The 13,584-nt window shown below is 38.1% G+C and carries 10 protein-coding genes and 2 tRNA genes; 6 read left to right on the top strand and 6 right to left on the bottom strand.

Translation table 11 applies throughout. The annotated features are described in order from the left end of the window. Positions 1-57: 57 nt before the first annotated feature. The 5 genes from fucI (at position 58) to fucP (ending at position 5,755) form a co-directional block, all read left to right on the top strand. Entirely contained in the window at positions 58-1,827 is a 1,770-nt protein-coding gene (gene fucI, locus DQN24_RS04250) for an L-fucose isomerase (RefSeq protein ID WP_021035574.1), read from the top strand. A 72-nt stretch (positions 1,828-1,899) separates the two neighbouring features. Beyond that, positions 1,900-3,312: an L-fuculokinase gene (gene fucK / locus DQN24_RS04245; protein WP_111695429.1), complete on the top strand. Its 1,413-nt coding sequence runs from the start codon at positions 1,900-1,902 to the stop codon at positions 3,310-3,312. Between the two features lie 13 nt (positions 3,313-3,325). After that, positions 3,326-3,760 carry an L-fucose mutarotase gene (gene fucU / locus DQN24_RS04240; protein ID WP_005661544.1) on the top strand — a complete coding sequence of 145 codons (435 nt, stop codon included), beginning with the start codon at positions 3,326-3,328 and terminating at the stop codon, positions 3,758-3,760. 19 nt (positions 3,761-3,779) lie between these two features. Further along, positions 3,780-4,430, top strand: a complete 651-nt coding sequence (gene fucA, locus DQN24_RS04235; protein WP_005658574.1) for an L-fuculose-phosphate aldolase — start codon at positions 3,780-3,782, stop codon at positions 4,428-4,430. A 38-nt stretch (positions 4,431-4,468) separates the two neighbouring features. Beyond that, the gene (gene fucP / locus DQN24_RS04230; RefSeq protein ID WP_111695428.1) at positions 4,469-5,755 is read left to right on the top strand and encodes an L-fucose:H+ symporter permease; all 1,287 of its coding nucleotides are present in this window, start codon (positions 4,469-4,471) and stop codon (positions 5,753-5,755) included. Between the two features lie 144 nt (positions 5,756-5,899). On the opposite strand, the gene DQN24_RS04225 is transcribed toward fucP, so the two are convergent. Further along, a tRNA-Arg gene (locus DQN24_RS04225) sits at positions 5,900-5,976 on the bottom strand. Between the two features lie 47 nt (positions 5,977-6,023). After that, a tRNA-Pro gene (locus DQN24_RS04220) sits at positions 6,024-6,100 on the bottom strand. Positions 6,101-6,284: 184 nt separating this feature from the next. Here DQN24_RS04220 and folD point away from each other — a divergent pair. Further along, on the top strand, positions 6,285-7,133 hold the full coding sequence (gene folD, locus DQN24_RS04215; protein ID WP_111695427.1) for a bifunctional methylenetetrahydrofolate dehydrogenase/methenyltetrahydrofolate cyclohydrolase FolD: 849 nt from the start codon (positions 6,285-6,287) through the stop codon (positions 7,131-7,133). Positions 7,134-7,275: 142 nt separating this feature from the next. Here the strand turns inward: folD and DQN24_RS04210 are convergent, their stop codons facing one another. The 4 genes from DQN24_RS04210 to DQN24_RS04195 form a co-directional block, all read right to left on the bottom strand. Further along, positions 7,276-8,661, bottom strand: coding sequence for a DASS family sodium-coupled anion symporter (locus tag DQN24_RS04210; RefSeq protein ID WP_021035578.1), 1,386 nt, complete (start codon positions 8,659-8,661; stop codon positions 7,276-7,278). A 199-nt stretch (positions 8,662-8,860) separates the two neighbouring features. Beyond that, positions 8,861-9,664, bottom strand: a complete 804-nt coding sequence (gene cysE, locus DQN24_RS04205) for a serine O-acetyltransferase (protein WP_021035579.1) — start codon at positions 9,662-9,664, stop codon at positions 8,861-8,863. 11 nt (positions 9,665-9,675) lie between these two features. After that, entirely contained in the window at positions 9,676-10,683 is a 1,008-nt protein-coding gene (gene gpsA, locus DQN24_RS04200) for an NAD(P)H-dependent glycerol-3-phosphate dehydrogenase (protein WP_021035580.1), read from the bottom strand. 73 nt (positions 10,684-10,756) lie between these two features. Continuing rightward, on the bottom strand, positions 10,757-13,288 hold the full coding sequence (locus DQN24_RS04195) for a class I adenylate cyclase (RefSeq protein WP_021035581.1): 2,532 nt from the start codon (positions 13,286-13,288) through the stop codon (positions 10,757-10,759). Between the last annotated feature and the right edge of the window lie 296 nt (positions 13,289-13,584).

The following is a 13,584-nucleotide window of genomic DNA, read 5'->3' as shown; positions in this document are numbered from 1 at the left end:
ATTTGTTCCGCAGTGATTTCATCATTCTTACTTAAGCACAAACAAAGGAGTGTAACTATGGCTCTTGCTACTCAATTAAATCGCATAAAAATCGGTATTCGTCCAACTATTGATGGTCGTCGAATGGGAGTTCGAGAATCTCTTGAAAGCCAAACAATGCGTATGGCTCAATCTGTTGCTCAATTATTACAAACACATATTCGTCATACAGATGGTACTTTTGTTGAATGTGTAGTTGCAGATAGCACTATCGGTGGTGTAGCTGAAGCAGCCGTCTGTGCGGATAAATTTAAACGCGAAAACGTTGGATTAACCATTACCGTTACCCCTTGTTGGTGTTATGGATCAGAAACCATTGATATGGATCCTCACATGCCTAAAGCAATTTGGGGACTTAACGGCACGGAACGCCCAGGTGCGGTTTACTTAGCTGCCGCCCTTGCTGGTCATTCTCAATTAGGACTACCAGCCTTTTCCATTTACGGTACAGAAGTTCAAGAAGCTGATGACACAAACATTCCTGAAGATGTAAAAGAAAAATTATTGCGTTTTGCTCGTGCTGGGCTTGCTGTGGCAAGTATTCGAGGAAAATCCTATTTATCTATCGGGTCAGTTTCCATGGGAATTGCAGGCTCTATTGTAAATCAAGCTTTCTTCCAAGAATATTTAGGTATGCGGAATGAATATGTGGATATGATGGAAATTAAACGCCGTTTAGACCGCAAAATTTATGATCAAGAAGAAGTTGATTTAGCCTTGAGTTGGGTTAAACAATATTGCAAAGAAGGGGTTGATGTAAATAGCCTAGAGAATCAACGCAATGCGGAAGAGCGTGCAGAACTTTGGGAAAATGTTGTGAAAATGACCATTATCACTCGTGATTTGATGGTAGGAAATCCAAAATTAGCAACATTAAATTATGCAGAAGAAGCCTTAGGCCATAATGCCATTGCAGCAGGTTTTCAAGGGCAGCGTCATTGGACTGATCATTTGCCAAACGGAGATTTTATGGAGGCAATGCTCAATTCAACTTATGACTGGAATGGCGTGCGTCCACCTTATATTCTTGCCACGGAAAATGATAGTTTAAATGCAATAGGAATGTTATTTGGGCATCAATTAACTGGCAAAGCTCAAATTTTCGCAGATGTGCGTACTTATTGGAGTCAAGATTCGGTTGAGCGTGTTACTGGATGGCGACCTGAAAGTGGATTCATTCATTTAATCAATTCAGGTTCAGCTGCACTTGATGGAACAGGAGAGCATCAAGATGCTCAAGGCAATCCAACCTTAAAACCGGCATGGGATGTCACCGAAGAAGAAGCAAAACGTTGCTTAGAAAATACGCGTTGGTGTCCTGCTGTTCACGAATATTTTCGTGGGGGCGGTTTATCTTCTCAATTCCTAACCAAAGGTGGCATACCGTTTACAATGCACCGCATTAACCTTATTAAAGGTCTAGGTCCCGTTCTACAAATTGCTGAAGGATGGTCAATCGACCTACCTCAAGATGTACATAATAAATTAAATCAACGTACTAATGAAACTTGGCCAACAACATGGTTTGTTCCTCGTTTAACTGGAAAAGGTGCATTTACTGATGTGTATTCAGTCATGGCAAATTGGGGAGCAAACCACTGTGTAGCGACTCACGGTCATGTGGGGGCTGATCTAATCACTCTTGCTTCAATGTTACGCATTCCAGTCTGTATGCATAATATATCAGAGAAAAATATTTTCCGCCCTAGTGCTTGGAATGGATTTGGTCAAGACAAGGAAGGGCAAGATTATCGAGCCTGCCAAAACTTTGGTCCGCTTTATAAATAACCCCTAATTTGTTTTTATAAAAAAGTGCGGTCAAAAACATAATGATTTTTGACTGCGCTGAGGAGAGTTTTTATGGCTATCGCATTGATTTTTGACTGTGGCGCAACAAATTTACGCACCATTGCGATAAATGAAAAAGGACAAATTCTTGCCTCTCATCACCTTGCTAATAATACAAAACAAGGAATCGAATCATCTGATTATCATATTTGGGATATTGAAGAAATCTGGCAAAAATTAACCTCTTGTGCAACTCAAACCTTCAATCAATTAATGCAACAAGGTATTGATTTAAAAGATATTGTAGGAATATCTGTTACCACATTCGGCGTGGATGGCGCACCTTTTGATGAAAATGATCAACAGCTTTATCCGATTATTTCATGGAAGTGTCCACGAACCATACCAGTAATGGAAAATCTATCTAATCAATTAGATATCAAATCCCTTTATCAACGTAACGGCATTGGTCAATACAGTTTTAATACCTTATTTAAATTACATTGGTTAAAAACACATAAGCCAGATATTTTCCAAAAAATGACTAAATTCGTGTTTATTTCATCAATGCTCACTCAACGCTTAACTGGTCAATTCACAACAGATCACACAATGGCGGGAACATCAATGATGACAAACCTTACTAACGGTAATTGGGATCCATCGATTTTAGCCTCGCTGGGTTTAAGTAATAACCATTTCCCTCCTATGCGTTATGCAGGTGAAAAAATTGGAAAATTACGTACACCATTAGCCCAGAAATGGGGGTTAAATCCTGTACCTGTCATTTCTTGTGGACATGATACCCAATTTGCTGTGTTTGGGTCTGGTGCTGGGCTGAATCAGCCTGTGTTAAGTTCTGGCACTTGGGAAATCTTAATGGCTAGAACCCAGCACGCAGAACCTAGATTTGAGTTTGTTTCTCAAGGCTTAACCACTGAATTTGATGCACAATCCAATTGCTTTAACCCTGCGGTGCAATGGGTGGGTTCTGGCGTAATAGAATGGTTAGGTAAATTATTATTTTCCGATGTTTATGGCAGCGATCACTATTACACCACAATGATCAAAGAGGGAGAACAGGCTTTTCATGCAGGAAAAAGTGCGGTCAATTTTGAAGGTATTTTTAGCCAACTAGGACAAGGTAATATCAGTGGACTTTCTATGTTTGCTACTCGTGGAGAAATTTATGTCAGCGCATTACAACATATGGCAAATCAACTCAAAAACGGTTTATCCGTGCTACATCAAGTCAGTCAGTTCCAAGCTAAAAGCTTAATTTGTGTTGGGGGTGGCTCAAAAAATGTATTGTGGAATCAAATCCGTGCAAACACCTTAAATTTACCGATTGATGTTGTGGACATTGCTGAAAGTACTGTACTCGGTGCCGCAATGTTTACCTTTGCAGGCGTAGGCATTTACGAAAATGTAAACGTAGCACAGCAAGAGATGCAACCAACAAGAAAAAGAATTTACCCAAATTAGAAGGAACAATAAAATGCTAAAAGGTATTCACCCAGCTCTTTCCCCTGAATTACTGAAAACCCTCGCCGAAATGGGACATGGCGATGAAATAGTTCTAGCTGACGCTCATTTTCCTGCACATTCACTACATAAAAATGTAATACGTGCAGATGGTATATCTATAGATATTTTACTTGAAGCAATAACTCCCTTATTCGAATTTGATGCTTATGTTGATGCCCCTCTGTTGATGATGAAAGCAGTTGAGGGAGATTCTTTAGATCCGAATGTTGAAACTCGTTACTTAAATGCGATTAAAAGTGCGGTCGGTTTCACACCAAATTTAACCTGTCTAGAACGCTTCGATTTTTATACACGTGCTAAACAGGCTTATGCTGTTGTTGTCAGTGGTGAGATCGCAAAATATGGCAACATTATCATTAAAAAAGGGGTTACTCCCATTTTATAAACAATAGAGGTATTACAAAATGAACAGAACAGAATTATCACAAAAAATCATTGATACTTGTCTTGAAATGACAAAATTAGGTTTAAATCAAGGCACGGCGGGAAACGTTAGTGTTCGTTATAAAGATGGAATGCTGATTACCCCGACAGGTATGCCATATCACTTAATGAAGCCAGAAAACATTGTTTATGTTGATGGAAATGGTAAACACGAAGAAAATAAATTACCATCAAGCGAATGGCAATTTCACTTGAGTGTTTATCATACTCGCCCTGAAGCAAATGCCGTTGTCCACAATCATTCCATTCACTGTGCAGGCTTATCCATTCTCGAGAAACCTATTCCTGCAATTCATTATATGGTAGCCGTAGGCGGCACAGATCATATTCCTTGTGTACCTTACGCAACATTTGGTACTCACGAATTAGCTAGTTATGTCGCAACAGGAATCAAAGAAAGTAAAGCCATTTTACTAGCACACCATGGTTTAATCACTTGCGGAGAAAACCTAGATAAAGCTTTATGGCTTGCACAAGAAGTAGAAGTATTAGCATCTTGGTATTTGAAATTACTCTCTACAGGATTAGAAATTCCACTGCTCAGCAAAGAGCAAATGCAGGTAGTGTTAGGTAAATTCCACACCTATGGATTACGTATTGAAGAATCCTAAACCTTGTTATACCCCATCACTTACATGAGGAAAACATTATGAACGCCAAAGTTTTAGAAAAGAAATTCATCGCCCCCTTTGTGCTTATTACTAGCTTATTTGCTCTTTGGGGATTTGCCAACGACATTACCAATCCGATGGTCGCAGTATTTCAAACAGTAATGGAAATTCCAGCCTCAGAAGCGGCATTGGTACAATTAGCTTTTTATGGAGGATACGGCACAATGGCTATTCCTGCGGCATTATTTGCAAGTCGCTATAGCTACAAAGCGGGGATTCTTCTGGGGCTTGCTCTTTATGCAATAGGTGCATTTTTATTTTGGCCAGCTGCGCAATATGAAACATTTAATTTCTTTTTAATCTCCCTTTATATTTTAACCTTTGGGCTTGCTTTTTTGGAAACCACTGCCAATCCTTATATTCTTGCAATGGGAGATCCGCAAACAGCTACACGTCGTTTAAATTTCGCACAATCATTTAATCCGCTTGGTTCAATAACAGGTATGTTTGTTGCTTCCCAGTTAGTCCTAACGAATCTTGAATCTGACAAACGTGATGCTGCAGGAAATTTGATTTACCACACCCTGTCTGAAGCAGAAAAAATGGGGATTCGCACCCATGATTTAGCTGAAATTCGCGATCCTTACATAGCACTTGGTTTTGTCGTAGTTACAATGTTTATTATCATTGGGTTGAAAAAAATGCCTGCTGTAAAAGTAGAAGAAAGTGGACAAATTAGCTTTAAAAGTGCAATAAGCAAACTGGCTAAAAAAGCTAAATATCGTGAGGGTGTGATCGCACAAGCCTTTTACGTGGGTGTTCAAATTATGTGTTGGACATTTATCGTACAATATGCTGAACGTTTAGGCTTCACTAAAGCTGAGGGGCAAAACTTTAACATCATTGCTATGGCTATTTTTATTAGCAGTCGCTTTATTAGCACGGCATTAATGAAATATTTAAAAGCAGAATTTATGCTGATGCTCTTTGCTATTGGTGGTTTTTTAAGTATTCTCGGAGTTATCTTTATTGACGGTATATGGGGTCTATACTGCCTAATTTTGACCTCAGGTTTTATGTCTTTAATGTTCCCTACCATTTATGGTATTGCCCTCTATGGCTTAAAAGAGGAATCGACATTAGGAGCTGCAGGCTTAGTAATGGCTATTGTAGGCGGCGCATTAATGCCACCACTACAAGGAATGATTATTGACCAAGGCGAAGTTATGGGACTTCCAGCAGTAAATTTCTCCTTTATCCTACCATTAATCTGTTTTGTAGTAATTGCCGTTTACGGCTTCAGAGCTTGGAAAATACTTAAATAACCAAAATATTGTTTTTATCTGCATCATCAAGAGTGTATTTAAGCTTCTTCACTCAAATGATGCAGATCATGAACATAAAATCTAACAAACTAAAAGACTTATATTTGAAAAAACTAGACAGAGTCTAGTTAAACAAATAACAAATGGCACGCCCTAAAGGATTCGAACCTTTGACCCACGCCTTAGAAGGGCGTTGCTCTATCCAGCTGAGCTAAGGGCGCATTCAAAGGATTTCTTTTGTAAAAATTTCAAGAAAATATGAAAGAAGTGGTCGGCGAGATAGGATTTGAACCTACGACCCACTGGTCCCAAACCAGTTGCGCTACCAAGCTGCGCTACTCGCCGACAAGTGCGGTCAATTATAAGTTTGTTTTTATTTCAGTCAATGAAATTTTTGATTTTTCAACTTGATTGTTCAAAATTATTCCACTTTAGGAAAAATCCCCCTTTTTCATTGTAAAAAAATCATTGTTCGTTAAAATAGCAAACGCTTTCTTTTTCATCACATAATCATATTAAGGATAGCTCAATGACCGCAAAAATCATCTCTGGTACTGAACTTTCAAAACAAATTAAAGCTAATTTAGCAGATAAAATAACCCATTATATTGAACAAGGAAAACGCGCTCCAGGACTTGCTGTAATCCTCGTTGGTGCTGATCCTGCTTCGCAAATTTATGTGGGCAATAAACGTAAAAGTTGTGAAGAAATTGGTATTCTCTCTAAATCTTATGACCTCCCTGAAACAACTACGCAAAATGAATTATTAGCGATTATTGACCAACTTAACGCAGATAAAAATATTGACGGTATTTTGGTGCAACTCCCCTTACCAAAACAAATTAATGCGGAAGCCATTATTGAACGTATCGATCCGAAAAAAGATGTAGATGGCTTTCATCCTTATAATGTTGGGCGGTTATGCCAACGTATTCCAACTTTACGAGCTTGTACACCTTATGGTGTGATGAAACTATTAGAAACAACGGGCATTGATTTACACGGCAAGCACGCAGTAATTGTAGGCGCATCTAATATTGTCGGTCGTCCAATGTCTTTAGAATTATTATTAGCAGGGGCAACCGTCACAGTAACACATAGATTCACTAAAGATTTAGAAAACCACGTTCGCCAAGCAGATATACTTGTCGTTGCGGTAGGTAAACCAAATTTAATTTCTGGCGATTGGATCAAAGAAAGTGCGGTAGTAATTGATGTTGGAATTAACCGTGTAGATGGAAAATTAGTAGGCGATGTAGAATTTGACAAAGCAGCCGAAAAAGCGGCGTATATTACGCCAGTACCTGGTGGTGTTGGACCAATGACTGTTGCAATGTTGATGAGCAATACGCTTTATTCTTATGAACACAATAAATAGCTTTTGTATAGAACTGTTATAAAAAATGGGTTAAAGCTTTCATTTGCTTTAACCCATTTATTTAAATGGCTTTATTGTACTTCTCACGTTTAAATTTATAATCTTCAATCATCATTTAAACTTAAAAGTAAACAATCCTATATCATTTAAGCCAGAACATATAAGCTACCGTGGCAATCACGACAACACAGACTAAATTCAGTAAGAAACCAACTTTGACCATTTCACTTTGTTTTACTTGACCAGAGCCAAATACAATCGCATTTGGTGGTGTCGCCACTGGTAGCATAAAGGCACAAGATGCACCAATACCAATAATTAATGCTAAACCAATTTCTGGCATACCCAATGATTGAGCGATAGAAATAAAGATAGGTACAAGTAACGCCGCACTCGCTGTGTTAGAAGTAAATTCAGTTAAGAAAATAATGAACGCCGCAACTAATAAACCAATAAGATAGAAATGTTGTCCATCAATCATAAAAACAATACTATCCGCTAAAATTTTACTTGCACCAGAATCCTTCAACACTGCACTTAATGTTAATCCACCACCGAAAAGCATTAATACGCCCCAATCGGTATTTGATTGAATTTGTTTCCAACTTGCAACACCTGTTGAACAAATAACAATTGCCGCCAATAGGGCTATGATACTATCAAAACTTGCAATATTTTTTTGTAAGCCTAGCAACCCTGAAATAAACGGATTAATTTTACCGCTAAATATCCACGTTAAAGCAATGACTGAAAAAATAATAAACGTCAATATACGCATAGGATTCATTTCAATATTTTCAAAGGTCTGTTCAAAATTGAGATGAAGTTTTGGTTTGAAAATAATGTAAAGAATCCCAATCATCAACGGCAACAAAATAATCATTATTGGTAAGCCATACCATAACCAATCAGAAAAAGTTAAATTTAAATTACTTGCTACAATTGCATTTGGTGGACTTCCTACAAGGGTTCCCATACCACCAATTGATGCACTATAAGCGATCCCTAATAGCACAAACACATAAGTATTATGATCTTTTTCACGATCAAGCTGGCTTAAAATACCCATTGCAAGCGGTAGCATCATTGCAGCAGTTGCAGTGTTACTCATCCACATAGAGAGAAAAGCTGTAATCAAAAAGAGATAAATAACTGCGATAAATAAATTACCGCGTGCTAGTGCCATAATCTTATTGGCAATCAATTTATCAAGTTTTTGAATATGCAATGCCGTCGCCAAGGAAAAGCCACCAAAAAATAAAAATATTGTCGGATCAGCAAAACCAACTAAAGCTTGTTTAGTACTAACTAATCCCAATGCCACAGCCAAAAGTGGAACTAATAACGCAGTAATAGTAACGTGCAATGCCTCACTTAACCAAAGTACTGCGATAAAAGCTAATAATGCCAAACCAGAATTAGCTTTTGGTTCAAAAGGTAATACATTTAATAACACAAAAAACAGCACAATATCTAAAATAAAAATAATGCCATTTTTATGACTTTTTAAAGATGCCATCTCACCCATAAAGTTCCTCCGTTAGAGCTATCACTTAAATAGGGTTCAATGTTAAATGAATGTTATAAAGATGCAACGAGCAATATTCAGAAATGTGATCGAGAGCAATAAATTTTAATAAAAAACACGGTGTACTATTATCTTTATCCCAAAAATTGGACTATTCGCTCAAACAGAATTAAGTATATTTATTAATCATTTTATTTCCCTAAATATTCAAATTCATGCTATCATCAATACCAATAAAATATTGGTTCATATCAAAGGCAGGTTTTGCTGCTTTATCTTGACTTACAATTCGAGCTGGCACACCCGCTGCGGTGGCATATTCAGGAACAGGGTTAAGCACAACAGAGTTTGCGCCAATTTTAGCGTATTTGCCCACTTCAATATTACCAAGAATTTTTGCTCCAGCCCCAATCATAACACCCTTGCGTACTTTTGGATGACGATCGCCCGATTCTTTTCCTGTACCACCAAGCGTTACGCCTTGCAAAATTGAGACGTCATTTTCAATTACAGATGTTTCCCCTACAACAATGCCCGTTGCGTGATCGAACATAATACCGTGGCCAATTTTCGCCGCAGGATGAATATCGACATCGAAAGCCACTGAAATTTGATTTTGTAAATAAAGGGCAAGGGATTTACGATTTTGATTCCATAAATAATGGGTGATTCGATAGCTTTGAATCGCATGGAAACCTTTTAAATAAAGCAATGGTGTAGACCATAATTCCACAGCAGGATCTCGCTGACGAACAGCTTGGATATCGCAAGCAGCACAATCAATGATCGAAGGGTTGGCTTGATAGGCTTCTTCAATAATTTCACGGAGAGAAATAGCTGGCATAATAGGATTGGCTAATTTGTTTGCCAATAAATAACTTAGCGCACCGCCCAGATTTTGATGTTTTAAAATCGTAGAATGAAAAAAACTGGCAAGCATAGGTTCGTTTTCGGCAAGCTCTTTAGCTTCTTGGCGAATATGTTGCCACACATCTAATATCATAATTTCTCCTTTTATTCGCCTTTACATTCTCGCCCCAAAAGGCTGATTGCTACATCTTGTGCGCTTTTGCCACAAAACAGCATTTGATAAATTTGTTCTGTAATCGGCATTTCCACACCTTGTCTTTGTGCAAGCAAATAGGCTTCTTTTGTATTATAAAAACCTTCCACGACTTGCCCGATGTTTTCCATAGCCGTTTGGGCATCTAATCCTTCGCCTAGCGTTAAGCCAAAACGTCGATTGCGCGATTGATTATCGGTGCAAGTTAGTACTAAATCACCTAATCCAGACATTCCCATAAACGTATTGGGATTTGCACCGAGCGAGGTACCTAATCGGCTGATTTCCGCAATGCCACGCGTAATTAGCGCTGTGCGAGCATTTGCGCCAAATCCCATACCATCTGAAATACCTGCGCCAATTGCGATCACATTTTTAATTGCACCACCAAGTTGAACGCCAATCATATCCGAATTTATATAGACTCGAAAATGTTTACTACAATGAATACGAGACTGAAATTCCCGCGCGAATTGCTCGTTATTGGCAGCAAGCGTAATAGCTGATGGTAGACCTTGTGCTAATTCTTTTGCAAAAGTTGGTCCAGAAAGTACAGCTAGTGGATATTGCGTTCCGAGTTGTTCTTCAACTACAGTTTGTAGTAAACGCCCTGTGTTACGTTCCAGACCTTTTGTTGCCCAAATTAATCGGTGATGGGCTTTTAAGTGCGGTTTGATTTTTATAAGAATTTCACCGAAAGCATGGCTTGGCACCACGATTAAAATATCTTGAGAATATTCCATTGCTTGTGCAAGATTACTTTCTAAATGAAGATCCTCAGGAAAGATGACATCCGGCAAAAAACGATAATTTTGTCGTTCTGTCTGCATTTGTGCGATATGGGCGGGATTGTGCCCCCATAAGTAAGTGGGAGAACCATTGCGAGAAAAGGTAATTGCCAGCGCAGTTCCATAAGATCCCGCACCTAGCACAGTGATTGGTGTTTGCGAAGTTATCATATCCACAATTTATCCAGTAAAAGATGGAATAAGTATAGATATATTTGCACTCCCTATCAACTACAGGAAAATATTACTTATTCATTGGACGGAATTTAAACGGCACAATGGATATGCCATTTTTTCCATTTTGTAGTTGATAAAATTGAGGATAGTTAAAATTATGTTGAACGATATTGTAAGGATTTTTATCGCCTTCCTGTTTGGCATTTTGATAAAGCTGATTAATCTCCCGCACTTTTTCGTCTTTTTCTCCATCACAATGGCGATAGATTTCGAGATGATTAGATTCATCTAAAATGTAAACATTGAAGCTATGATCGGAATTATCTTCAAAAAAGAATTGTAGAAATCCTTCGCTTGCGAAGGCATCCATTTCTGGCGGATAACGACGACTTTCTCGGTTTGTCTCGCCATCTTCAATTGGCGTTTGTAAAACTTCGTCAAAATCCACCGCACTTTCAGCTTCATTACAGACCGATTCATTTCCGATTTCTTGTAAGCTGATCCCGCGATCTTCAAAAAATAATTGCCAGTTTTTACCCGCTACGCGTAAACGTGACGTTTGGCAAGGTTGTTGAATATCGCCTACTTGGATGCTAACGCATCGATTGACTAATCCCATCACTAATTGGCGTAAATCTTGGCGATAACGTTCGCTATAACAATAGACTTGGATGAAATCTGGGCGATTAACGCCACGATAAATTTTGTTAGAAAGCACTTTTAGTGCAAGCAAAATAGCATTTTGCCCTTCAAAATGGAGCGTTCGGATTTCGTTCCACACATTGCGATAAGTAAAATCAATACTGCCTACAAGACTTTGTTCAAGCGATCCAAAACTAAATAAATCTCGCGATGAAATACCAGTTAATACTTCTTCTACTTTGGATGTTGGATCTACGGTAAGATTTATAGCAATAAACAGGCTACGAATTTCGCATTGATTCAATAAATCGCTATTTTTAGGTTGTTTGGCGATTGTGCTTGGAAAAGACTGACGCAAGTTAGTGACAAAGCGTTGTAATGTATTTAAAGTCACATTCTTGCTAAAAATTGACAATTCGGTTTTTTCTGTGAGCAAATGATTGAAATAAGCCCAAGAAACTAATTTATTCAGACTTTCTCCGTATTCGATCACCCGTTCTTTGGAGAACATAATATGATGCCTTGGTTGATTAATCAGGTACCAACCATCTTTAAAATGTTTATTACCGCAAACTTCCACAAAAGTCAGGTGTGCTTCTGATAAATTGTGAGATATCTGTGTGTTGAGTAAGGACACTTTGCCGGGAAGTTCTTCAAAAGCAGTATAAAGTTTGCGAGAAAGAATGTTGATATCTTGTGGCACGACGCTCGAGTGAATGTGATGCTTTCGTGCAAATTCCACTAAATTACGATAGCTCAACATTAAAAATTTCATTATGTTATCGTGGTTTTCTTTTACTGCCTTAATTTTCCAAAATGGACGCTTATTGAGATGTTTTACCGTTTCTGCAGACCATCCCCATTCTTGTGCAAGGATTTCCATATAACGAATACGCCAATTATTAGTTTGGTAACGCGCAAAATCTTCCGTTGCCTTCACATAGAAACAACGGCGCACAAAATCCAAACGTTTAAATTCAGAAAGTGCGGTTAAATATTGGGTTACTTTTGCAAGAATGGCAATGTAAGGATCAAAATGGTGGTCAGGATTGGTATTGCCTGTAAGTAAATCTCGCTTAAAAGTGCGGGCAATTAAGCAAGTGTTTGGGTATTCCTTGGAATAGGCTTCCAACAACAAAATTTTGAGCACAGATTTATAAGGAGAATCAATCCCTTTATAAAGATGCCATAAGCTAGCACCGAAATATTCGTTTGCAGAAAATTGTCCTAAACCGCCGAAATCTACCCAATCATTTGGATCAATTTCCCCTTCCGTAATTAAACGAGCGACCTCTTTTTCATAGTCTTTTTCATTTTCCACCCATAAATGCAACCAAAGTAGAGGTTTACCTGCTAAGCGTACGGCGGAGCGATAGAACTCATCAAGCAATAACATATATTGCGCAGATCCGCTATTTTCAATAGTCAGTGGGTCAGCATAATGTTCATTGCGGAAACGTTGTTGATCCATCAAATAAAAATTAATTTCCACATTAAATTGTATTGCCCATTCACTAATCCGCTTGGCTTTTTGAGTAAGAAGTGCATATTCATCTGAACTCAAGCCATCACGGACACAAATCCAAGTATCAAGATCTGAAGAAGAGGTTTGGCTTATTGAGCCAAAGCTACCCATTACATAAACGCCTAGAATTGGTGGCAAAACTTCGTGAAAATCCACCGCACTTTTGAGTGTTGAAGGCTTATGATCGGCATAGTGAATACTGTATTCATTGATGAGCCATTTTTTTTGATAATCAGATGCGAGGAAACTTGCAATGCCTGAGGGGGCGTGAATTACATAGCCCGGAAGTTGTGGATGGTTTAGGTGTAAAAGTAAAGGAATAACCGCTAAAACGTGTTGGAATGCATCGCCTGAACCTTGTAATGCACGCTCAAAACGGCGTTGATCCAAGGCACTAACCCATTGTTTTGCTTGTGCTAGATTACATTCCACGCGGTGTCCCTACCAGAACAACAAAAATTGGCGAACAATTTACCACTTAGGGAGTATAAATGCAAAAAAATGTGACATAAATCACAATTTTTTTTGAAAAATACTATAAGTTTTACCTATCAACAATCAAAATGACTTTTTTACCTAAGAGTGGTAGAATAATGCCTAATTTTATTGCGTAAATAACTTAATTCTACCGATATAAAAATCTATATTTTCTATTATTAGTGGATAGCTTGATATTTTTCTTATCAACGCAAAAGTATTATAAAATACCTTACTCAATATCACTTATT

It is taken from the genome of Haemophilus influenzae (genome assembly GCF_900475755.1).
GTDB lineage: Bacteria > Pseudomonadota > Gammaproteobacteria > Enterobacterales > Pasteurellaceae > Haemophilus > Haemophilus influenzae_D.
This window is presented reverse-complemented; position numbering and strand designations above follow the sequence as displayed.